The following is a 23,161-nucleotide window of genomic DNA, read 5'->3' on the forward strand; positions in this document are numbered from 1 at the left end:
CCCCAAAACCTAAGCCTCTATGGCGGTAAATTTTCCTTCAGATAGATGTCGATACGGATACGTTCCTGCGCTTTGTTGAATGGAACCTTGTCCTTAGTTGCGCGCAATAGACGGACGGCAGAACGAACAATATGCCCGGTGTCTTGCGAGATTAAGGCGTCAAATGTGCCAAGCCTAAGCGCCTCACGACTGAGCGGAGTGAGCTCATGCGCTATGATCACCAGATCCTTGCTGAACCTGTTCTCTGAAAGAAATTGAATCAGGCCGGCATTGCCCGCTGCTGACGAGTATATTCCGACCAGATCCGGATAGGTTTCAAAGATCTCGGGCATCATCTTGTAAATCAGATCCGGGTCATCCCGGCCCTCAACCGACGCTACGACTTGGAGGTGCGGAAATTCCTCGGCCACAACAATATCAAAGCCTTGGCGACGCTCCAGGTGGTCACGCGCCAAACGGGATCCTGTAAGAACTAAGACCTTGCCGTCGCGATGGACAAGCCGCCCCATCAGCTGAGCGGCGGTTCGTCCTGCCGAAACGTTATCGATTCCCACGAAATGGTCTCGCTCGGAACTTGGCAAGTCAGATACCAAGGCAACCACCGGAACGCCTTTGTCCCTGAGCCTTTTTACAGCGTCGCGAACAGAAGGCGTTTCGGGCCCAAAAACGGCAACCCCATCAACATCCAAACTGTCGACAGCATCCAAAATGTTGACGATATCTTGCGGCTCGAACGGAGCAACCTTCTTTATCGCAATGCGGGTCCGCTCGATAAATTGGTCACGGGATTGCTCTGCGATCTGACTGCTGATTGCCTCCACAAACTCATTGTCTGTGTCCGGCAGAACAAAGAGGAAGTTGTAAACCCGGTTTCGCGCAAGGTTGGCCGCAGCGGTGTCGCGCACATAGCCCAGCTCATCAATTGCCTTTTGTACTTTCTGTACGGTTACGGCCCGCACGCCGGGGCGTCTGTTCAAGACCCGGTCAACAGTCGCGAGACTGACACCCGCGACGCGCGCGATGTCATTGACGGTTGGCTTTTTCACCAATTCTAGTTTTTGTTTTTGGTCTTCCACGTGTTCTTCAGCCCTCAATCTCCCGCGCTAAGCCTTCAAACAACAAAGCAACAGCCTCAGCGCCGGGATCGTTATGTCCAACTAGGTTTTCTTCGGGAACATAGGCTGCCCGGCCTGCCTTCGCACGACGAATATTTGCTGTGTTGTTCGCGCCTTCTCGGGCAGCCTCGGCCGCATGCGTCAGACCAGATGGCAGCGCGGCAAGCGCCGGTGCCAGGGCATCAATCATTGTCCGGTCACCGACCTTGGCGCCCCCAACTTGGCTGACACGGTTAAGGCCCTCGACAAGGGATTTGGGCACGGAGGCTCCGCTTGCACAGGCATCCCCGGCTGCGTTGAAAAAGATCGCAAGGATCACACCGGATGACCCACCCATGGTCTGGCTCAGTTCGTTGCCCAACGCCGGAAACAGCTGTGTCAGATCAGCCAGCGGCATGCGGTCAAGGCTGTCTTGCAATGCTCTTGCGGCAGTGGCCAGTGTGCTTCCTGTATCGCCATCCCCGGATTTTGCATCCAGTTCGTTCAGGGTTTTCTCGGCGTTGATGAGCAGCTCAGACAAACGGGTGATCGTTTCCTTTGTTGCGGGATTGTTCGAAGGAATTGGATCGATTGGGGTCAGGCCATCGGGCAATGGTGCAACTTTGATCGGGTCAATGGAATTGACCCCGGGCCATGCGGCAAGATCAACGGGAGCTTCAAGGGCTGACAAATCGTCCTGATCCACGGGCAGAATGGAAACCGAAAACCCGTGCATATCCAGCGATGTCATCATGGGTGCCGGGCCAATGATATGGTGGGCAATACCAGTTTCGGACAACGCGTGCGTGAGGACAGCCATTTCTAGCGGAGTCGTTGAACCCAGATTGTTGACCAACGCCACGCAATCCCCAGACCCAACCCTTTGCTTCAGCTTCTCCACGACCGTGGACATAGCCGAAACAGCATTTGAGAACTCGACTTGCTGTACGCCGGGCTCACCATGAATACCCAAGCCGAGCTCTGCTTTCCCTGGTGCGATTCTGTCTTCTTTCGGAGAACCCGGAACGGTACAGGTGTCCAGGCTCATACCGATGCTGACAACTTTTGCTATGGTGTTTCTTGCGGCGGTGGTGACGGTGTCCAAATCGGCACCGCGTTCGGCAAGCGCCCCGGCGATTTTGTGAACAAACAACGTACCCGCCACGCCACGTGGTTGCGGAAGGTCGGGCAGGGCGATGTCATCGTCGACGACGACCATTTCAACCCTGCGACCCAAAGCGCGGGCGCGTTCCGCCGCCAGCCCAAAGTTCAACCGATCGCCGGTGTAGTTCTTGACGATCAGCAGGCACCCGGCCTCACCCGTGACCGCAAGAATGCCGGCCAAAACTGCCTCGACCGAGGGTGAGGCGAACACTTCACCGCAAATCGCTGCCGTCAGCATACCAGCGCCAACGAAACCTGCATGGGCGGGTTCGTGACCAGATCCTCCTCCGGACACCAGGGCGACCTTCGACTTGTCCCAATCCGTCCGGTAAACAACCTTGATATGCGGATAGCCGTCCAGCCGGGTAAGCTGACCGCCAGAGGAAGCCAGAAGGCCGTCTATCGCCTCTGTCACCAGAGTTTCTTTTGTGTTGAGGAACTGGGCCATGCTTTTGCTCCTTAATTCACGCGCGCGCCGGACGCGTCAAAATACAACGGGTTGTTGGGGCGGATTTTTATAATCTTTCCAGATGGGTAGTCCTGATGGACATCAATCAGGGTCACAACCGGATGACCATTCAGGTCCAGGTGCAGCCGTGTTTGATCGCCCAGATGTTCGGCACGTATGACACGCGCTTCACTGCCTTCGCCTTCGATGATGTTTTCCGGGCGCAGGCCGATCTGCGGGCCCTTGTGATCGCCTCCGAACAACTCGGACGGCAGGATGTTGATCCGCGGCAGACCCAACCGGCTGGCTACGTAAACACTTCCTGGATTTTCATAGATATCCCGCGGTGTTCCGTATTGAACCAGCCTGCCGTTCTCCAAAACGCCAATATGCGTCGCCATTGTCATGGCTTCGACCTGATCGTGGGTCACATAGAGCAAGGTTGACCCCAGATCGGCTTGAATCCTCTTCAACTCGACCCGCAAATCCGCTCGCAGCTTGGCGTCCAAAGAGCTGAGCGGCTCGTCCATCAGGAAAATCTGTGGATCGCGCACAAGCGCCCGTCCGATTGAAACGCGCTGCATTTCACCACCGGACAGCTCAGTGGCTTTATTGTCCAGCTTGTGCGGAATTTGCAGGATTTCCGAGACTTCTTTGACCTTCCTGGCGATCTCATCCTCGGGCGTCTTCAGGATCGGCGACCGTAGCGGGAAAGACAGGTTCTCACGCACTGTCATATGCGGGTACAGCGAGTATTGCTGGAAGACCATCGCCACATCGCGCTGGGCAGGTGTATCTATTCCAACGTCACGCCCGGCAATGCGTACCGTTCCTGAATCCAGTTTCTCAAGCCCGGAAATCAATCTCAGTGTCGTTGTTTTTCCCGCACCCGTTGGACCCAACAACACCACAAAGGCCCCATTGGGGATCGTCATTGAGATATCGTCCACCGCTTTGACGTTGCCAAATGACTTCGAGATATTCTCCAACACGACTTCAGCCATTGCTTAGTACCTCGTCGTTCAGAGCGGACCTCAACGCGCGCCCGGTAGATTTTTCAAAAAGGGTTACTGCGGGGGAGCGGAACTCCAATCCCACTGTCTCGCCGGGACTAACGGTTTCGCGCGCATCAATCCGGGCTTTCAGCTCTCCGTTCGGGCTTTGAAGAGTCACGATCTGGGTGGTTCCAAGATATTCTGCGGCCAGGACCTTGGCCCTGTAGGCGCTATCGTCTGAAAGAAAAACATGCTCGGGGCGAACGCCGAAAACCAAGTCACCTTCCGCCCCTTCCATCAGTTTGGGCACGGCTTCGTCATGGCCATTCAGTCGTACCATTTCCGAGCCCGGTGCGACCTTGCCTTGAAACGGCAGGAAGTTCATTGAAGGAGACCCGATAAAGTCTGCAACGAACATCGTGGCCGGTTTGTCGTAGATTTCCTGAGGTGTGCCGAATTGCTCAATCACAGCATTATTCATCACCACGATCTTGTCGCCCATTTGCATGGCCTCCAGCTGATCATGCGTGACGTACACAGTGGTTGCGCCCATGCGATCATGAAGCGCGCGCAGTTCTTCGGCCATGTGTTCCCGAAACTCGGCATCCAAAGCGCCCAGTGGCTCGTCCATCATGAACGCCTTGGGTTCGCGAACAATCGCGCGCCCCAGCGCAACGCGCTGCCTGTCGCCGCCTGACAACCCACCTACCGGGCTATCTAGGATGTGGTTGATCCCCAGAATTCCCGCGACTTCCTCGACTTTGGCTTTGACAGCGGCACGCGGCATGCCCTGCGATATCAGGGGGTAGCTGATATTCTTGCGCACGTTCATGTGGGGGTACAGCGCGAACATCTGGAACACGAAGGCAATGTCCCGCTCCGATGGCGGCCGCTGGCTGATCTCTTCGCCGTCCAGATAAATCTCACCCGACGTTGGAAGCTCCAACCCTGCGATCATCCGCAGGGTCGTGGTTTTTCCGCAACCGGACGGGCCCAGCAACATGAAAAACTCACCATCCTCGATCGTGAACGAACTTTCGCGGACAGCCGTGAAATCGCCGAACATCTTTTTAACGTTTTTGACTACGATCTGGGCCATTTCTACTCCGGGAAATGGCTGACGATGATGAACATGACGGTTCCGATCAGCGTGACGATGAAAGAGTATGTGAAGGCCCAAAGGACAAAGGGTTGCATGAGCATAAAGACACCTAGTGCGATTAGGATGGTTGCGACCATCTCCCATGGACCGCGGCGGAGCCGTAGTAATCCGGTCAGAAACTCGCTCATTTGCGTACGGCTCCGAATGTGATCCCACGCAGCAAATGTTTGCGCATCAGGATGGTGAAAATCATGACGGGGATCAGGAAGATCGTGGCACCTGCTGCCACAGCAGGCCAGTCCAAGCCGCCAATACCGATAATGGTCGGAATGAACGGAGGTGCAGTCTGTGCATTCGCGGATGTCAGCAGCACGGCAAACGCGTATTCATTCCAGGCGAAGATCAGGCAGAAGATCGCAGTTGACGCGATGCCTGTGGCGGCTTGCGGCAGCACCACTTTGTAGAAGGCCTGAAACCTCGTGTAGCCATCTATGAGGGCGGCTTCTTCGTACTCTCTGGGGATTTCGTCGATGAACCCTTTCAGCAACCAAACCGCCAGGGAAATATTCACTCCCGTGTAGAGCAGGATCATCCCCAGATGCGTATCGCTTAAGCCGAGGTTTCTGAACATCAGGAATATCGGGATGGCGACAGCGACCGGAGGCATCATCCTTGTACTAAGAATGAAGAACAGAAGGTCATCCTTGAGCGGGACCTTGAACCTGCTGAACGCATAGGCGGCCAGCGTGCCAAGGAAGATACTCAAGAAAGTCGAGCCAAATCCGATGATAACCGAATTCATAAAGCGCTCGCCGAACTTGGACGGCCCGACAATCACCATGTCGTACTGGCGGACAATCTCATCGGTCCAATTCTGCGGTGGGTTCGCTTCCAGAAACTCCTGCGTCTGCCGTGTGCGCGTGGTGAAGAGGTTGACGTAGCCTTCAAGCGTTGGGTCAAAGACCACTTTGGGTGGATAGCTGATCGCATCGGCCGGGGATTTGAAGCCTGTCAGCAAGATCCACACCAGCGGGATCATCGTGATCAGCGCATAAGTAATGACCAGGAAGCCTGCGATCCATTTGGACCGGTTCGAAGGTTCTGTGACGGAAAAACTGCTCATCTCTGTTTCACCTTGTTCAGGGCTTTGACGTAGATCGACGCAAGGCCGAACACGGTGACGAAAAGGATGATCGCATAGGCTGACGCATAGCCTGTACGCCATTTTTCAAAGGCTTCGCGTTTCAGGTTGATCGAAGTGAGTTCCGTAACAGACCCCGGCCCACCGCCGGTCAGCTGAACCACGAGGTCGAACATCTTGAAGTTCTCGATCCCTCGAAACAGCACAGCGAGCATCAGGAACGGCAGCACCATTGGGATGGTAATCGTAAAGAACTGCCGCAGCTTGCTGGCCCTGTCGATCTCAGCCGCCTCGTAAATGTAGCCGGGAATACTACGCAACCCGGCGAGACAGATCAGCATCACGAAGGGGGTCCACATCCAGGTGTCGACAATCACGATCGCCCATGGGGCCAACGTGACGGACCCCAGCATTTCAAAGCTCGATGGGTCCTTGCCGGTAAACCACGACACGATGTAGTTAAACAGGCCGATCTGAGGTTGATACAGGAACTTCCAGAAGTTCCCGACAACCGCCGGAGACAGCATCATAGGCAGCACGATAATTGTGGTCCAAAGATCGTTGCCCTTGAATTTCTTGTTGATCAGCCACGCCAGGGTAAACCCGATCAGGACCTGGAAAAAGATCGTCCAGAACAGGAAGTGTGCCGTCGCCTGCATATTCAGCCAGGTGTCAGAATCTGTCAGGATACGCTCGTAATTCCTGAGACCGACATCTTTGACTTCACGCCCGATCCGGTTGGCCTTGTAGTTGGTAAAGCTCAGTTGGATGGTCCAAATCAACGGAAAGATGTTGATCGCCAGCAATAGAAAAATCGTTGGGGAGATGAAAATCCAGGCGATCGCGCGGTCGGATAATCCCCGGATTTTTCGCGCAACTCGCTCGGGCGTTGCCTGCGCAACGCGATCTACGGTCCTGTCAGACATCTCTTTGCCAGTTCTTGTTGGTTTAGGGCTCACGGGTGAAGGTGGAGCGGGATTGCACCCGCTCCGGCCTGTGTCCGGATTACAGCTTGCCTTCGTCTTCGAAGACTTCCGTCCAATCTTCGATCAGAAGGTCCAACGCTTCCTGAGCTGTACCTTGGTCAGCAACCACGTAGTCATGGATGCGTTTCTGCATTGCCAGCAGAAGCTCTGCGTAAGCAGGCTCTTGCCAGAAATCCTGCACACCGCCCATTGCTTCCAGGAAGTCACCGGCAAACGGTTGGCTGTCCACGAAACCGGGATCTTCCAGCACCGAGTTATGTGCGGAGTATCCGCCAAGCTCCCACCATTTGGCCTGCACTTCTGGCTGCGCGAACCACTTGATGTACTCAAGTGCGGCGTCCTGTTTGTCAGAGTAGCTGACGACAGAAATACCTTGTCCGCCCAGTGTCGAACCTGCCTGATTTTGGGGTGGGTTCACAAAGAAGTCGATCTTGTCACCGCCGGTATTGGGGTCGGCATAGAGACCTGGGAAGAACGCAAACCAGTTCATCGCCATGGCGACTTGACCGGACTTAAAGGCGTCCAAGCTCTCACCCATGTAAGAGTTGGTGTATCCCGGGGGCGTCGCTGTCTTGTAGAACTCCTTGTAGAATTCCAGAGCCTCAACCGCTTCGGGTGAGTTTACGGCGCCTTCCATGTCATAGGATCCTGGGGTGTTTTCGTATTTGAAACCCCAAGGATACAGCGCCCCAGTCACACCCATGGTGATCCCTTCCGAGCCGCGCTCGGTGAAGATTGCTGCCCCATAGACAGTCTTGCCGTCGATCTCACGACCTTGGAAGAATTGAGCGATCTGCAACAACTCTTTCTGAGACTGCGGTTCACGCAGGTCCTGACCAGTCGCCTCTTTGTATGCAGCCTGGATGTCGGGGTTTTCAAACCAGTCCTTGCGATAGAACCAGCCGTTTGCATCGCCCATCGCAGGCAGCGCATAGTAGTTTGGTGTACCCTTGGGCCAGGTCGAGTACGCGTAGACAGTGGCCGGCGCGAAGTCATCCATGCTGATGCCTTCAGCATCGAAGAACTCGTTCAGCTGGACATAATGACCATTCTCAGCGCCACCGCCGATCCATTGGCTGTCACCAATCAGCAGGTCGCAGAGCTTACCCCCAGAGTTCAGCTCGTTCAGCATCCGGTCCGCAAAATTTGGCCAGGGAACAAACTCGAAGTTCATTGTGTGGCCGGATTCTGCTTCGAATTCTTTCGATAGCTCAACAAGCGCGTTGGCCGGGTCCCATGCAGCCCAACATAGTGTCAGATCTTCAGCATTTGCCTTGGTAGAAAGAGTAGTAGCGGCAAGGACTATTGCGCTGGCCGAGGCCAGTTTTGTGTAAGTCATCCATTCCTCCCTTTTTGCGCCGTCAATCGAGGATGTGCGAATCGCGGCATACTTCCAAGGCTATTTGAGGTACGCACCTCAAGTCCAGAAATTTTTGAGGTTCGTACCTCAAGTGAACAAAGAAGGTCGTTAATTTCGCTTTGTAGCCATTGATTTTAAATGAGCTTTTTGGTTTGCGATGATGCGAATGTATTTTCAGCAGTGAGGCACTAAATGGTCAATTCGACTAAAATAAGCGCAGCTCACAATCGCGGCCAGCATGCGGCGACCGGCTTGGCGAACCCGCTAGCGATGCTCTGGCAGATTATTTGTTCGATACCTTTGAGGATTGGAGATAGCGTGCAAACTGCACGGACCACGCAGGATCGTGCATAATTCATTTGGTCAGGTGCAGTGATATGAACACGCTCTCTGTCGTAAGATTGAACCGCTACCCAATTAAAGACTTAGGTGCCGAGCATATGCAAACCGTGAAGCTGCGAGCAGGAGAGGTGATTCCGGGTGATGAACAGCCTCATCTGACTGATCCAAATTGATTGTTAGTACATCATCGACCTATGATCCATCGGGATGATGGTTTCGGGCGTTGGCGGGCGATAGCCCAGAGCACTGTGGGGGCGTTTTGTATTGTGGTGCGAACTGAAAGCAGACCTTCTCGCATTGAACAAAGTGTAAGCCAATTTCAGGACACCCTGCAGGTTGCAATGATGTCTAGGTTTTGTGGCATGATTTATCCTTAAGAACTTTCAGGAGGCCTCTTAAAGGCAGTTCAAGACCTCTATGAGTAGGCATTCGCGGCAACAGTTTGCGCTGCACAAAGTAGGGTTAGCGTCACAACCGACGGCAGTTTGAAAGGACCTCTGGTCAATCCGCCGCCGGTCAAAGGAAATGACTGGCAGCATCCTTAGGCCCCTACGTTTCCAGCGCGGCGGTGACGCGATCCGGCGTAAACGGCATATGGCGCAGGCGCTTGCCTTGCGCGGCATAGAACGCGTTTGCGATGGCCGCAGGCACCATCGGCGTGCCGACCTCGCCAACACCTACAGGCGGCGCATCAACCTCTGCGACGTAGATCTCAATTTCTGGCATCTGCGACGCGCGTGTGATCTCGTAGTCCCAGAAATTGCTCTGCACCACTTCACCGTTTTCGATGTCGATCTTTTCGGAAAGAGCCATCGAGATGCCGAACACGATACCACCTTCGATCTGATTGAGAGCGTTGTCCGGCGTGACAATCAGGCCCGCATCTATCGCGGCCCAGAAGTTGGTAATCTGGATCTCTCCACTGTCCGCGTCAACTTCAACTTCCGCCACACCTGCGGCCATGGAGGAGCTGTAGCCAGCGAAAGAAAGCCCTAGGTTTCGATCACCCCGATTTTGCCAATCCGACATCTCGGCCACCTTCTCAATCAGGTGTCGCCCACGCGGGTTTTCGGAAACAAGATCTAGCCGGAACTCCAATGGATCCCGCCCGGCTTGTTCTGCCAGTTCGTCCATAAAGCATTCTGCCGCAAAGGCCGTGTAGGACGCACCAATACCGCGATAGGGCGCAAGGCGGGCGTGTCGGTCCATGATCAGGTGATCGGCGCGGAAATCCTTGATCCCATAGAATTTGCTCTCCGCACCCCGCATCGAGATCACATCGTTGGGGTTCACCGCATCCCAACGTACGGGATTGAAAAATCCGATCACGGTTGGTGTGGCGACCTTGTGATACCACCCGTCCAGTTTTCCGTCCGCTGTCAGGCCGGCCTCAAGCTTTTGGGCTGCAATCGGGCGGAAAGTCCCCTGCTTCACGTCGTCTTCACGCGGCCAGATCACTTTGACTGGGCGTCCGATAGCTTTCGAGCACAGTACTGCATCGCGAACATAGTTCTGCATCAGGGCTGTGCGTCGACCAAAGCCTCCACCCATTGTCATCATATTCAGTCGAACGTTTTCGACGGGGATTCCCAACACCTCGGACACAGTGCGCGCAGTCCACGACTGCGTTTGTGTGCCCGCCCAAATCTCAGCACCTTGCCCGTCCGCGTCGACATCAGCGACAGCCGCCATCGGCTCAATCTGAGCATGGTAAGCATAGTCCGACAGATAGAGCTGTGAATACAGACGGTCAGCTTTGCCAATGGCGGAAGGGGCGTCGCCTTTCTCGGCCCAGGTTGCCCCCGACGCTTCGGGAGCGCTGACAGCGGCGGCGTATTCGGCCAGCGTCTCTTCGCTGTTTGAGGTCCGGAAGGGTGAGGTGGTGGACCATTCGACCTCAAGCAAACCCCGTGCGCCCAAGGCAGACCACAGGCTTTCCGCGACCACGGCAACACCGTCCGGTACCGTCACGATATCAATGACACCCAGTACTTCGCGTGCGGCGTCGTCGTTGATGGAAAGCGGTACTTCGTCCTCGACTGGTGCACGTAGAACAGCCGCATAGGCCATATTGGGCACTTCCACATCGATCGCGTATTCAGCCTGACCTGTGCTTTTGGCCGGAACATCGCGACGCGGCAGATCTTGCCCGATGATCCGAAACGCGGATGCATCTTTCAGCGGCACGGTTGCAACGTCTGGCACCGTCACATCTGTCAAACCGAGCGCCGCAAGTTCACCATAGCTGGCCTGTTGGTCATCGGGACCCAAAACAACACTTGGTTCGGTCCTAAGGCTGGCTTTGTCCACAGCCCATTCACGTGCTGCGATTTGCAGCAAAACGTCGCGCGCCTGCGCGCCCGCCTTGCGCATCGGGTCAAAATAGAACTGCGTTCCGGTGCTGCCAGCCGTATATAGAACACCGCCAAACAGCTGATTTCCAAAGCGTCGATCATCAGCGTTCAGCTGTTCGATCTCAACGTCGTCCCATGCTGCATCGAGTTCCTCAGCAAGGATTTGTGGCAGTGTGGAGTAGCTGCTTTGCCCCATTTCGGTCGAGGGGAAGACGATCCGGATGCTTCCATCGGCCTGGATCGTCAACCAATGATTGACATCCAGTGTGCCAATTGCTGCCTCAGCCCGGACGGATGAGATGCCACCCGCACCGATGAAAAATGTCAGTCCAGCAGCGCCTTTAAGAAACCCTCGGCGGTTCACGGTCATGGTCATCTCAAACCTCCTTGGCTGCGCGTTCGATGGCTTTGAAAATTCGGTTGTAGGTTCCGCATCGACAAAGATTCGAACTCATCTCATCGACGATTTCCTGTCGTGTGGGGGATGGGTTGTCCGCCAAAAGTGCTGCCGCGCGCATGATCTGCCCGGACTGGCAATAGCCGCATTGTGCGACCTGTTCTTCGATCCAGGCCTTCTGAACAGGATGCGAGCCGTCTTCGGATAATCCTTCGATCGTCGTGACTTGCGCATCCTCCACATCGCTGACCGACATCTGACACGCAAAGCTCGCCACACCATCCACATGTACCGTGCAGGCCCCACACATAGCAGCGCCGCATCCGTACTTAGTACCCTTGAGTTTGAGCGTATCTCGAAGGACCAGCAGCAACATTTCGTCAGGGGGGTTATCAACCTCTACGGGTCGGCCGTTCAATTCGAATTTGATCATTTGGAACAGTCCTTGTGATGCCTGATGTTGATGGGATCTTGTGGAGTGGATTTCGTCATGGCCTGACCATGGAGTGGTCTTGGTCGGCGTTGGTGACTGGGTGGACCATGGGCGTTACACGAACTTTCATTCCCGGTCGCAACGTTTGGTCGGGGTTTTCCAGATCTGCCCAGACACGTATCTTTCCGCTGTTTTCATCGAACCAGACCGCTGATCCAGTGAGCCGAATTGCCTCTGACAGAACCTGACCGATCTCCGTTTCAACATGGAACCAGCCAGATTTTGATAACTCCTCTGAGCGCGTGTTAGTCGTGTTCAGCCCTGAAACCCATTGGGCATAGGGAAGCTCGAACACAACGCGCAGGCGGTTGAGATTTACGAGTTGAAACAGGGGCGGGTCGCCAGAATTGAACTCAACCAGCGAACCTGGTCCAACACGCGGGTCTTCCACATGTCCTGAGATCGGCGCACGTATGAGCGTGTCCTCGTAGTTCGTTTGTGCGATCTCCAACTCGGTTTCCGCCAAGCTCCTTTCAGCCTCAGCCAAAGCCAGATTGGTTTCAGCGTCCAACAAGGCAACCTCTGTCGCCGCCCCGCGCGTCGAGAGTTGGGCTGCGCGTTCCAACCTATCCCGGGCTTGAAGCAACAGAGCATCGGCCTTGGCCAGCTCTGCACTCGCAGCATCGACCGCCAATCTTTCCAGATCGTTTCGTAGCTGCAGCAATGGCGCGCCCGCTTCGACATACTCGCCTTGCTCAACCAGCACTTCTTCGACGATGCCCTCCGCCCGGCTATAGACGTCCGACCGTTCGACTGCTTCGATACGGCCTTCAAACTCCGCACCACCCGCGGATGCCTGCTTAGGTGCATGGGCCCAGAACAGCGCCACAAGGACTGTGGTCGAAAGAAAGGGTTTTGTGATGACCAATGTCGATAGCATCTCAAATACTCTCATCATGGTGCGATCAGATGACGAACGACGGGCCCGCTTTCACGGATATCGAAGGCTGCGACAGTCTGTTGAAGGTCCCGATCCTGATGTGACACACGCTCATGCTGGGCCAGATGTTCTTCCCAAGATGAAACCATGAAGGCTTCGACCCATAGCTCAGGCTCTTCTGCACTTTGGAAAATGCGCCAGTCATAGGCTCCGTCGCGCCAACGCTCGCCTGACCACTCCTGAATCGCGGACAAGAACGCAGCTTCGTCCTCGGGTCGAATCCGATACTCAACTTCGACCATGACAGGGCCGCGGGATGCCAAGCCGTTCTCTTCAATGGCAACTTGCGGTGCGGGCCAATGTATAGAGGGCGTCAGGTCCAGATCTTCGCCCTGACCAAGCTGGAAATTGCGCGTCAGGGTCAAGCCGACGATCAAACCGCCTGCTGCCATCAGCAAGGTGACTGAAACAGATGTTGCCGTTGCCACTTGGCCCCAGAGCGCTGATCCAAACGCCATTGACCCGAAGAAGACCATTAGATTTACGGCCAACCCTCGGGCCCTGACCCAATTGGGCAGCGCGGTCTGCGCAGACACATTGAACGTGGTGAGAACGGCAATCCAGCTAAAGCCACCTAACAGGGCAGCCATATAGGCTAGTGGGGGGGTTGTCGCCGTTGCGAGAATTGCCATGGCAACGGCAGTGCCGATGGTGCCGCCTGCCGCTGTCGTGCTTGCATCAAGCCTCGCGCGGAACTGCGGGAGGGTCAAAGCGCCCACAACAGCCCCAGCACCGATCAAAGTCAGCAACAAACCATACAGCGCCGCCCCGCCGCCTTCGATCGTCCGTACGACCAGCGGCAGCAAAGCCCAATAGGCAGAGGCAAAGATGAAGAAGGCAAAGGACCGGATCAACGTTGCCTTGAGTGGGCCGTTATGTGCGACGTGCCGCATGCCAGTCATCATCGCGTTGAACACGGGCTGAGATGTCTTCGATACACCGCCGTCATGCTTCCACAACAACAGAGCGCCAATGATCACGAGATAGCTGACCGCGTTGACCGCAAAAGGCGCCGCCAAACTGACCGATGCAATCAAAACGCCCGCCAAGGCAGGGCCGATCGCGCGGCTGATATTGATGCCCATTGAATTCAACGCAATGGCTGGTTGCAACGCATCACGTGGCACCAAAGTTGGCACGATCGCTTGCCACGCCGGAGCCATGAAGGCGGTGCCCGTTCCGATGGCCAGTGTGAACAGGATCAGCAGCGTCGGTGTTACCAGTTCGAGCTGAACCAGCACGGTCAGCACCGACACCAGTATCAGAAGCACCACGTTCACCGTGATCAACAGCTTACGTTTATCCAACCGATCCGCCAGCGTACCAGCGTATAAGGCGAAGATGAACACTGGCAGGGTAGTTGCCGCCTGCACGAGTGAGACAACTGCCGGAGATGAGTTGAGCGTCGTCATCAGCCACCCAGCGCCCACATCATGCATCCACGTGCCGACGTTGGAGATCAGGGTCGCGACCCAAAGAAGCGCAAACGCCCGATGTTTGAACGGGGCCCAAGCCGAGTTTGATGCCGCAGGTGCAGGTTTTGCGATGCTACCACTGGATGACATCTGCCAACTCCTCGCGGTTTCTTTCAGCGTAGGACCGTACAAACGGGCATAGAGGCACAATGCGGAGACCCTTGTCGCGCGCGTCTGCCACAAGTTGCGCGACCAACGTCCGCGCCAAGCCGTGACCACGCAACTCTTCCGGGACAAAGGTGTGGTCCGCGATAACGAGGCTGGGCGTGACTTTTGACAGCGTCAGTTCCGCCTCGCTCACGATCCCGGACACCGAAGCGCCGTACCGTGCTTTCGTGTCGCTTTCGCTGTAGGTGATTTTTAGCTTTTGGTCGTCCAACATGGGAAATCTCCTGAGGTCTTGCCGCTATTCAGCGGCAAGGCTGCCTTGGCTTTGCGTCATAGCACCGGGTGCACCGAAAATCGGAACGGGTGACCAATCTGGAAGCTCTGGCAGCGGGGTCGGCGCATGCGCCGCAAAACGGGCCTTGGCATGTACGATCTTGCCGCCCGTAAGCGTCAGATCGGCCTCGATCTCGGTGATCTCATCCTCGGCGATCGAGAAATAATCCCGGTCGAGTACCGCGATATCCGCCCATTGCCCCGCTTTGATCTGGCCCTTCTTGCCCGCTTCCCGGCTGAACCAAGCCCCGGCGGCGGTCCAGTGACGCAGCGCGTCGTGGCGATCCAAACGGTTCGCCGCACTCCAGATGACGTCTCCGCCACGACCCTTGCCAGAAACGGCCCAATGAATAGCCAACCACGGATTGTACGACGACACCCGCGTCGCATCCGTACCAGCAGCCAGAGGCACACCCGAGGCCATCATCTTCTTGACCGGCATGACCTCGCGAAGGGCGTCTTCACCGTAACGGTCGCGATAGGCTGTGGTTTGGAAAGCGATGCGGTTTTGATAGCTGATACCGCCGCCCAGGCGAGCAACCCATTCCATGGTTGACTCCGAGATCGTCTCACCGTGATCGAAAATCCAATTCAGCTCTTCCAGCCCTTTGTCACGCCCGACCTCTTCAATAAGGCTCAGCAACCGGTGGGCGCTTTCCTCGTAAGTACAATGGAAGCGGATCGGCCAGCGGTTTTCGAACAGAAACTCGAGTACCGGCCTGAGGTCCCCTTCCATCCGCTTGGGCAGATCGGGGCGCGGGTAGCTGAAATCTTCGAAATCATAAGCCGAAGCGACCAGCATCTCGCCTGCGCCCACGCATTTCAGGTAGTCGTTGCCTTCGTCTGGCTTGACGATGTCATTCCAGCGTTTGAAGTCATCCAGTTCGAACATTGGGCGCTGCGCAAATAGTTGATAGCCGATGCGCACGGTTTGCTCGCCGCGTTTGTTCAACTCGGTGATGACGCCGTAGTCGTCGGGATAGTTCAGGAAGCCACCCGCGCAATCCAAAGCCGAGGTCAATCCAAGACCATTCAGCGCCTTGAAATAGTGCTTGGTCGAGGTGACCTGCTGTTCGAAATCCAGCTTGGGTGCCATATCCAAAAGGGCGTAAAGCGGTTGCGCATTCGGGCGCGCCATCGCGAGACCTGTCGGGTTGCCTTGGTTGTCCCGCTCGAGACGGCCCGAGACAAAGGGTTCGTAGAAATGTTTGTCGATGCCGATTGCACGCAGGGCGGCTTTGTTCAGCCACGCCCGATCATAGAGATGCAACACGTAGACAGGCACGTCCGGGGCGACGGCATTGATTTCATCAATCGTTGGCAGACGTTTTTCGGCGAATTGATCAATCGACCACCCGCCAACCACGCGGATCCACTGCCCAGCAGGAGTGCGCTCTGCCTGAGCCTTCAGCATACGCAGTCCGTCAGCAAGCGACGGAACGTGGTCCCAACGCAGCTCCATAGCGAAATTGTTTCCTTGTCGGATGATGTGCGTATGGCTGTCGATCAAACCGGGAACTACACGCTGACCGCCCAGATCAATGGTCTCGGTTTCGGGGCCCGCAAGCCCAAGCATGTCCTTGTCCGTTCCAACGGCGGTGATCTGATCCCTTGAAATCGCCACGGCCGTTGCTTCGGGCCTTTCGGGATCCATTGTCGTGATCTTGCCGTTGAAGAGTATCTTGTCTGGGGCGGCCATGGTGCAGATCCTTTGGCAAAGCGGGAGTGGTCTGCGCCCACCGGAGGGGAACAGATTGAGGGAGGTTTGAGAAATCGCCCGCTCGGAGCCACGGGGAGGGATGAGGGGGCCGAGCGGGCGTGGCGCGGCAGATTATTCTGCAGCGATACCTGCTTCCGAGGCGTGCTCACCTAAAGCCCACTTCGAGAAGCGAACCTGGATACCGTATGGCGTATGCGTTTTCAGGATATCCATTACGCCATCGTAGGTTTCGCCGCGTGCCCAGTCTTGCTGAAGCTCGAAGACGAACTGTAGCGCGTTCATCGGAACCGCCCCCGCCTGAACCAGACGATCCATTGCGCGCTCGTGGGCCTCGGGCGTGACGTCGCCGCACGCATCAGCCGGGATATAGACTTCATAGCCTTCACGCAGCAGGTCGAGCGTCGGGAACATAACACAGGCCTCAGTCCACAGACCTGCCAGCACGATCTTTTTGCGACCAGTTGCAGCAACTGCCTTGCGGAAGTTTTCATCAACCCAAGAGTTGATCGATGTCCGGTCAATCACTTCCTGATCCGGATACAGATCGGTCACTTCAGGCATGAACGGGCCCGAGAAGCTGTCTTTCGCGACGGTTGAGATCACGGTCGGCAAACCAAACAGTTTCGCGCCTTTGGCAAGAATCTGAACGTTGTGCATCACCGACAGTCGATCATGGCTTTCGACGCCCTGGAACATCGCGGGCTGAAAGTCGATCAGCACAAGGGCCGCGTTCTCAGGTGTGATCATTTCGTGTTTCGACATTTGACTTCTCCGTTGTTGAGTTTGGATGGGGTTAAAGGGTATTGGGTTTGGTTGGTTGGCTCGTCTCTTCCGCCTGCGTCACGGCGAAGGATTTCAGATGCAGGGCCTGTGACACAGCGTCGGAATGACCCCTGATCCATTGCACAGCGGCTTCTCCGGCGAGCATGCCCAAGAGGCCCAAAAGCGCGATGATTGGTGGGGCGGGACTGCGGACTGCGATCAGGCCATAGATGACCCCAATCCCGAGGCCCGCTGCGAGCGATATGAGATATGGTTGCCAAGTCACGTCGGGTCTCCTTGCAATTCTGTTTCGATTGATCGGGTTTTGAGGGTTTTGGGTTCTTTCATTGCCGAGGGGGTTGGCATTTCGAAAACCAGCGCGGCCCCGTCAGTGGCCCATTGCAGAGTGACCAGTTCGGATCGCGGAACCTGTAGACCGTCACCCGCGCTCAGACGTTCGTGCTCGGCATAGGCAAGGCCATCCAGCAGATGAACGAAGCGGTCACTTTCGCCATTTGCAGAAAGCACAAGTTCTTGTCCTTCGGTGAACCGACGAAGCGCCAGTCGCGTCCTTGATCTCAACGGGATCAAAGGGTGCAATGAGGCGGGTCCAGCGAGCAGGACATCCCCTTCGTTCGGAAGTGAGGCTTGTTTGTATGCAGGCTGACCACCCACCTGATCCGGGACCAGCCAGATTTGCAGGAATTTTGCAGGCTCCGATGTGGAGCCGTTGTATTCGGAATGACGCACGCCAGTGCCTGCAGACATTCCCTGCACTTCGCCTGCGCTAATACTGGCGACATTGCCCTGATCATCCTCGTGGCGCAGCTGCCCATCCAAAACCAGTGTAATGATATCCATATCCGCATGGTCATGCGCAGCAAAACCACCACCTGGGATCAGGCTGTCTTCGTTGATCACGCGCAGATTGGCGAACCCCATGCGCGTCGGGTCTTGGAACTGACCGAACGAAAACGTGTGATAGCTATCCAGCCATCCGGTTTGCGTGCGTCCCCGCGATGCTTTTTCGTGAATCTTGATCATTTCTCTCAGTTCCAAGTTCTGTTGTTCTTCGATGTGGGGCGTAGTTTGAACTCGACAAAGCAGAAGTTCTGCGGGTATGCATTAGTTAGGCTAAACTGTTTTTCTGAAGTGCCATGCCGCTGTCCCGATTGCCTTCCTTGCTAAGTCTGCGTGCCTTTGAGGCCGCGGCGCGGCGCGGCTCGATCAAGGAAGCGGCCTATGAGCTTTCGGTGACGCCGGGTGCGGTTAGCCAACAGATCAAGGCGCTGGAGGCCGACCTTGGGGTGGCTTTGTTTGTGCGAAAGACTCGCGCAATCCATCTGACACCCGAAGGGCAGCGCTTGCAGCCAACGATCAGCGAAGCGTTCTTGCAGATCCGTCAGGTGGTCGATGAGGTCCGACCCAAGAAGACCCCCAAGCTGCGCATCAGTTCTGGCAATGCCTTGATCAGCAAGTGGCTTTTGCCCAGGCTGCACAAGTTCACCAAGAACCACCCCGACGTTCAGGTCCACATTGAGTCCGAAAACCCTTTGGACCACAAAACCCACGCAACCGCCGATATCGAAATTCGATACACCAGCGAACCGCCTGACGACCGCTATACGGAGTTGCTTCATCGCGAGTTGATGCTTGTGGTCGCCAGCCCAGGTGTGCTGGACACGTTCGACATTAAGTCCCCCACCGACATCAAGGCAGCGCAGGTTCTGTTCGATACAACGCCGATGCTGGACGGGTCGGTTCCCAGTTGGGTACTTTGGAGCCAACACGCCGGGCTTCCGAATGCGGTCGATCCTTCGAAAGCCATGCGGTTCGAAAGACCTCCGGGTGGCCAGATTGTGGACGCGGCGATCGCAGGCGCGGGTGTCGCGCTCTGCGGGTCGCTGCTGGCGTATTCCGCACTTTCGGACGGACGGCTTGTTTGCCCGTTCGGCCCGGTGGTGGAAACCGGGTTCAGCTATTTCATATGTTGCCACCCAGGCCGGGAACGTGAAGAGCATGTTCATGAGTTCATGTCCTGGGCGCGCAAAGAAGCCGCCGTCTTGTCTACGTTGAATGCAATGCGTGAACCTTCACCCGGCGCCGACATCCCCGTTGAAGTGGGAGGCTAGCGCCGTCAGTTCAGAGTTTCGCAGCTCGTGCCCGCCTTCATGGACGTCCGAAGTGACATCGGCACCATGTTCAGAAAGCCAACTGATCAGGCGTTCCGTCATCGGCCATGGCGTGATTGGGTCGCGTCGCCCGGCGGTCACAAGAACCTTTCGTCCCATCATCTTAGGATTTGCGTTCGGTTCCCACGTGACCATCGGATGCAAAAGGCCGACCCGCTCGAACAGGTCCGGGCGTTTTAGAAAGACCGCCGCCAGGATGTTCGCCCCGTTCGAATAGCCGAAGCCATAGACCAGATGACCGGGATGCGATGCGCGATGGGCTTCGATGAACGCAATCATCTTGTCCGTCGCACGGGCAAGGTCCTCCATGTCATACACACCCTCGGCTGTGCGGCGGAAGAATCGAGCGGCCCCCATCTCAGAGACATCGCCGCGCGGTGATACGATCCCGGCGCCAGCGACAAGAGTGCTGGCCAGTTCAACAAGCTGATGCTCATCCCCTCCGGTGCCATGAAAGGCAAAAACCAGCGGACGGGCGGGTTGCGGCGCATGCACAAGCGCCTGATAGAGATCTTTGGACATTTCAACCTCTGAAATCATGATGCAAGTGGGGGCAGGAGACTTTCGATCTTGCTGCGATGTGGCTCGTATCGAGTGGGCAGCTTGAGCGCCTCACCCAGATGGGCCGTGTCTTCATCGCGGTCGAAACCGGGCTCGTTCGTCGCGATCTCAAACAGCACCCCACCCGGCGTGCGGAAATAGATCGCCCAGAAATAGTCACGGTCGATGACCGGCGTGACCTGATAGCCTGTATCCATCAAGGCCTGCCGAACTCGCAGTTGCGCGGCGCGGTCCTCGACGGCAAAAGCGATATGATGAACGGACCCAGCGCCCTGACCAGCGGTCGGGGTACTTGACGATAGCTGCTGCAGATCGATCGTGTCCGCAGCATTGCCCCCTTCGATCACATAGCGAGTGACGTCACCTTCAGTTTCAGCCTTCTGGTATCCCATGAAGGTCAGCAGTTCACCCGTCGCATCAACATCCTTCAGAGCGAACCGCGCGCCCCGGAACCCAAGAATCGCGGCCTCATCGGGAACACCGCCCTGAGTCCAGGCTGTCCGGCCTCGCGCATCAGACTCGACCAAGGCAAAGCTGTCACCATCTGGGCCGTCAAAGGACAGACGCTTTTCCCCAAAGACCGCATCTTCGGTCAGCCCAGTCACACCCTTAGATGCAAGACGTTGTTTCCAGAATTCGACACTGCCTGTGGGGATGGCAAACTCTGTCACACCTACCTCGCCGGCGCCTCTGCTTCCCTTTGGCATCTGACCAAAAGGAAAATAGGTCATGACCGAGCCCGGTGTTCCAACCTCGTCCCCGTAATAGAGGTGATACACCTCAGGCGCATCGAAATTGACCGTCTTTTTAACCCGGCGCATGCCTAAGGTGTCGGTGAAGAAAGCGTTGTTGGTGCTGGCGTCTGCAGCCATCGATGTGACGTGGTGCAGCCCTTTGATATCTTTGATCATGTTTCGCTCCTTGGCGAGTGTTCAACTTGCATCAAAGATGGCGCATAGATTATTGAAGTGAATAGACAGCTTTGTGGCTTTATTATTGTCAAAAACGGAATTATTAAGCTGAGATGATCGAGCTGAAGCCCATCCGCGTCCTGCGCGCCGTATCAGACCTGAAAAGCTTTTCCCTGGCCGCGCGCGAACTGGGCATCGCGCCAGCATCAGCAACGCGCATCATAGCGCAGCTTGAGAGAGACCTGGGCACACAGCTTTTGGTGCGCACGACACGGCAAGTTTCACTAACCAGCGCCGGAGCAACTGTGCTTGCGCAGTACAGACCGCTATTGGAGGGGTTTGAGGAGGTCACACGAAGTCTTCAACGGGCCAATCAACCTGACAAAGGCCATCTGCGACTGACCGCGCCGGTATCACTGGGCGTCACGTTGCTACCGCCAGTGATCTCCGGGTTTCGTCTCGCCTATCCGAATATTTCAGTCGAGATTAACTTTACCGATACCCTGCTTGATGTGATAGAGGAAAACTGCGACCTCGCTGTACGTGTGTCCGGGCCGCCGACAGATAAATCAACGATCTGGCGCAAACTATGCGAAGTTCCGCGGCATATGATTGCTGCGCCTTCTCTGTTTGAACGCATACCCCGGCCTGATCATCCGCGCGATCTGAACCCAGACTTTCTGATGTCTTACAGCACGCAAGGCCGCTCGGAAACTTGGGACTTCTCAAATGCAGGTAGCAACGTTTCAATTCAAGCAGGCCAAAAGATAATCTCCAACAATGGAGACTTTCTCTACGCTCTTGCGGTCGCGGGAGACGGCATTTGTGTTCTACCGGATTTCATTACTGACAAGGGATTGGCCAGCGGGCAAGTCGAGCAGGTGATGCCAAGCTGGTCTATTACGTCGTTATGGTTGACGTTGTACTACCCCCCGTACGAACAACTCCCACCGATCGTCGGAACGTTTGCCGAGTACTTTGAAGCGTTTGTGCAGAACCATCCGAATCTGGAAACAAACGTTTAAGCTATTCGGGCGGCAAATCAGCCGTGATTTTCTGGAAGTAAGTCAGATTGAACGGCACTGTTTACAGGAGCATGAAATGGGTTTGCTTACGATAGAGCGCTTAATGCGGCAGTCAGCTTTCGCGCAAATTGAAAGCTCTGCGCTTGGTTTCGTCTTCTTGTCTACCAACTTCTGCTTTCGGATGCTGCGGTGCAGCTCCGCTGACAGCGTTTAACTTCCGCTCTGGGCCGGTTTGATCTGGAAGCTTACGGTTGGGTTTCAGTGTTGAGCGGCCGAGCTTTCTGCTTCAATTGGCATTCGTGAAACCTTTTTGAAATAGCCGATCTCGGACTGAGGCGCAGAACCGAAATTGGGCCCGCGCGAATTGCGATTTTCAGGTCCAAATGCAATGGAAACTGCGAAGAGCGCTCAAATTCGTTGACAGATAAGTTTATATAGCCTCTGCTTAGGTTTCTTGAGATCTTATTTTTGTGAGCCGGCTTCTGCTTGGCGAAGAGGTTCTTGTGAATTTATTTGGACTTATAAACGACCTCATCATCCCGAAGAATTGACCAAGAACTATATTGAGGAACGCGGAAAACTGGCTCTGTCCCGTGCGCTCAGCATTGGCAGGGTGATCGGCTTTGTCGCATCGGGTGCCTCAGTGGGTTATGGCCAGCCAAGCTGGAGGGGGCTGGCTTTAAAGGCATATGACGAGGCCAAAAAGCTCAGCAAATCGGCACGCAATGTCGGGGCCAGCAAAAACCGCGATGGACCGGCTGCTCAAACTTAAGGCGACCGGCAAGCTCACTGATGACATCGTGCATGCTCTTGGTCTCGCAGAGCGGGTCGCGATCGACACTGGGAAAGAGCTAGAGTTTCGGCGTGAGATTGCGAGTTTTTTCGCCGCAAACCGCAGCTCGCAGCGCGATGTCAAGAAAGAGGAGAAGCATCGCAAGTCCGAACCGCTGCGCAGGATCATCATGGATTTGCGCATCTCGCGACTTTTGACGCTTAATTATGACAGTGAGATCGAAGATGAGACGTAGTACAGATTGTTGCAGTCTCTTGAGCGGTTCCACTTGACCTCCAAATTCACATGAAATAGGTGATGCTTTACTTGAGCGGGCGTTGTGTAGTGGTAAGACCTTAGCCTTCCAAGCTAATGACGCGGGTTCGATTCTCGCCGCCCGCTCCAAGATTTATTTTCCGACACAAGACCTGCAACAATTTGATTTGTTGAATTAAAATTGGATCGAAACGCTTGTCTTCCAAGTAT

23 protein-coding genes and 1 tRNA gene are annotated in these 23,161 nt (G+C 55.7%); 5 read left to right on the top strand and 19 right to left on the bottom strand.

Annotation, left to right across the window (positions count from 1 at the left end; all coding sequences use genetic code 11):
• Window positions 1–17: 17 nt before the first annotated feature.
• The 17 genes from ACR0JX_RS00065 to ACR0JX_RS00145 form a co-directional block, all read right to left on the bottom strand.
• Entirely contained in the window at window positions 18–1,076 is a 1,059-nt protein-coding gene (locus ACR0JX_RS00065) for a LacI family DNA-binding transcriptional regulator (protein ID WP_480540316.1), read from the bottom strand.
• A 7-nt stretch (window positions 1,077–1,083) separates the two neighbouring features.
• Window positions 1,084–2,706, bottom strand: a complete 1,623-nt coding sequence (locus ACR0JX_RS00070) for a dihydroxyacetone kinase subunit DhaK (protein ID WP_480540318.1) — start codon at window positions 2,704–2,706, stop codon at window positions 1,084–1,086.
• An 11-nt stretch (window positions 2,707–2,717) separates the two neighbouring features.
• Entirely contained in the window at window positions 2,718–3,710 is a 993-nt protein-coding gene (locus ACR0JX_RS00075; protein ID WP_480540320.1) for an ABC transporter ATP-binding protein, read from the bottom strand.
• A complete protein-coding gene (locus ACR0JX_RS00080; protein WP_480540322.1) occupies window positions 3,703–4,800 on the bottom strand; it encodes an ABC transporter ATP-binding protein in 1,098 nt (365 codons plus the stop codon). The genes ACR0JX_RS00075 and ACR0JX_RS00080 overlap by 8 nt, the downstream gene beginning before the upstream one ends.
• Window positions 4,801–4,802: 2 nt before the next feature.
• The gene (locus ACR0JX_RS00085) at window positions 4,803–4,991 is read right to left on the bottom strand and encodes a hypothetical protein (RefSeq protein WP_155150119.1); all 189 of its coding nucleotides are present in this window, start codon (window positions 4,989–4,991) and stop codon (window positions 4,803–4,805) included.
• Window positions 4,988–5,926 carry a carbohydrate ABC transporter permease gene (locus ACR0JX_RS00090; RefSeq protein WP_480540324.1) on the bottom strand — a complete coding sequence of 313 codons (939 nt, stop codon included), beginning with the start codon at window positions 5,924–5,926 and terminating at the stop codon, window positions 4,988–4,990. Before ACR0JX_RS00090 ends, ACR0JX_RS00085 begins: the two co-directional genes overlap by 4 nt.
• The gene (locus ACR0JX_RS00095; protein ID WP_480540326.1) at window positions 5,923–6,870 is read right to left on the bottom strand and encodes a carbohydrate ABC transporter permease; all 948 of its coding nucleotides are present in this window, start codon (window positions 6,868–6,870) and stop codon (window positions 5,923–5,925) included. The genes ACR0JX_RS00090 and ACR0JX_RS00095 overlap by 4 nt, the downstream gene beginning before the upstream one ends.
• A gap of 79 nt (window positions 6,871–6,949) precedes the next feature.
• Entirely contained in the window at window positions 6,950–8,269 is a 1,320-nt protein-coding gene (locus ACR0JX_RS00100) for an ABC transporter substrate-binding protein (RefSeq protein ID WP_480540328.1), read from the bottom strand.
• 912 nt (window positions 8,270–9,181) lie between these two features.
• Entirely contained in the window at window positions 9,182–11,362 is a 2,181-nt protein-coding gene (locus ACR0JX_RS00105; RefSeq protein WP_480540330.1) for a xanthine dehydrogenase family protein molybdopterin-binding subunit, read from the bottom strand.
• 1 nt (window position 11,363) lies between these two features.
• Entirely contained in the window at window positions 11,364–11,816 is a 453-nt protein-coding gene (locus tag ACR0JX_RS00110; RefSeq protein ID WP_480540332.1) for a (2Fe-2S)-binding protein, read from the bottom strand.
• 55 nt (window positions 11,817–11,871) lie between these two features.
• Window positions 11,872–12,774: an efflux RND transporter periplasmic adaptor subunit gene (locus ACR0JX_RS00115; protein WP_480540334.1), complete on the bottom strand. Its 903-nt coding sequence runs from the start codon at window positions 12,772–12,774 to the stop codon at window positions 11,872–11,874.
• On the bottom strand, window positions 12,771–14,381 hold the full coding sequence (locus ACR0JX_RS00120) for an MFS transporter (protein WP_480540336.1): 1,611 nt from the start codon (window positions 14,379–14,381) through the stop codon (window positions 12,771–12,773). The genes ACR0JX_RS00115 and ACR0JX_RS00120 overlap by 4 nt, the downstream gene beginning before the upstream one ends.
• Window positions 14,365–14,673: a GNAT family N-acetyltransferase gene (locus ACR0JX_RS00125; protein WP_480540338.1), complete on the bottom strand. Its 309-nt coding sequence runs from the start codon at window positions 14,671–14,673 to the stop codon at window positions 14,365–14,367. Before ACR0JX_RS00125 ends, ACR0JX_RS00120 begins: the two co-directional genes overlap by 17 nt.
• A 24-nt stretch (window positions 14,674–14,697) precedes the next feature.
• Complete coding sequence (locus tag ACR0JX_RS00130; protein WP_480540340.1) at window positions 14,698–16,431, bottom strand: amidohydrolase; 1,734 nt, start codon at window positions 16,429–16,431, stop codon at window positions 14,698–14,700.
• A gap of 132 nt (window positions 16,432–16,563) precedes the next feature.
• Complete coding sequence (locus ACR0JX_RS00135; RefSeq protein WP_475220598.1) at window positions 16,564–17,214, bottom strand: hydrolase; 651 nt, start codon at window positions 17,212–17,214, stop codon at window positions 16,564–16,566.
• Between the two features lie 31 nt (window positions 17,215–17,245).
• Window positions 17,246–17,500 (bottom strand): DUF1427 family protein, encoded by a 255-nt coding sequence (locus ACR0JX_RS00140; protein ID WP_480540342.1) that lies wholly within the window; start codon window positions 17,498–17,500, stop codon window positions 17,246–17,248.
• Window positions 17,497–18,258 (bottom strand): pirin family protein, encoded by a 762-nt coding sequence (locus ACR0JX_RS00145; protein WP_480540344.1) that lies wholly within the window; start codon window positions 18,256–18,258, stop codon window positions 17,497–17,499. Before ACR0JX_RS00145 ends, ACR0JX_RS00140 begins: the two co-directional genes overlap by 4 nt.
• 113 nt (window positions 18,259–18,371) lie before the next feature.
• Between ACR0JX_RS00145 and ACR0JX_RS00150 the strand changes: the two genes are divergently transcribed.
• Window positions 18,372–19,346: a LysR family transcriptional regulator gene (locus tag ACR0JX_RS00150; RefSeq protein ID WP_480540346.1), complete on the top strand. Its 975-nt coding sequence runs from the start codon at window positions 18,372–18,374 to the stop codon at window positions 19,344–19,346.
• Here ACR0JX_RS00150 and ACR0JX_RS00155 read toward each other — a convergent pair.
• Window positions 19,308–19,928 (bottom strand): alpha/beta hydrolase, encoded by a 621-nt coding sequence (locus ACR0JX_RS00155; protein WP_480540348.1) that lies wholly within the window; start codon window positions 19,926–19,928, stop codon window positions 19,308–19,310. The genes ACR0JX_RS00150 and ACR0JX_RS00155 overlap by 39 nt on opposite strands.
• A gap of 14 nt (window positions 19,929–19,942) precedes the next feature.
• Complete coding sequence (locus ACR0JX_RS00160) at window positions 19,943–20,878, bottom strand: VOC family protein (RefSeq protein WP_480540350.1); 936 nt, start codon at window positions 20,876–20,878, stop codon at window positions 19,943–19,945.
• Between the two features lie 113 nt (window positions 20,879–20,991).
• Between ACR0JX_RS00160 and ACR0JX_RS00165 the strand changes: the two genes are divergently transcribed.
• The 4 genes from ACR0JX_RS00165 (at window position 20,992) to ACR0JX_RS00180 (ending at window position 23,080) form a co-directional block, all read left to right on the top strand.
• Window positions 20,992–21,903, top strand: coding sequence for a LysR family transcriptional regulator (locus ACR0JX_RS00165; RefSeq protein WP_480540352.1), 912 nt, complete (start codon window positions 20,992–20,994; stop codon window positions 21,901–21,903).
• 547 nt (window positions 21,904–22,450) lie between these two features.
• Window positions 22,451–22,675: a hypothetical protein gene (locus ACR0JX_RS00170; protein ID WP_480540354.1), complete on the top strand. Its 225-nt coding sequence runs from the start codon at window positions 22,451–22,453 to the stop codon at window positions 22,673–22,675.
• Window positions 22,653–22,931 (top strand): hypothetical protein, encoded by a 279-nt coding sequence (locus ACR0JX_RS00175; RefSeq protein WP_480540356.1) that lies wholly within the window; start codon window positions 22,653–22,655, stop codon window positions 22,929–22,931. Before ACR0JX_RS00170 ends, ACR0JX_RS00175 begins: the two co-directional genes overlap by 23 nt.
• Window positions 22,932–23,006: 75 nt before the next feature.
• A tRNA-Gly gene (locus ACR0JX_RS00180) sits at window positions 23,007–23,080 on the top strand.
• The last annotated feature ends 81 nt before the right edge of the window (window positions 23,081–23,161 follow it).

The organism is Ruegeria sp. AH7, from assembly GCF_056541325.1.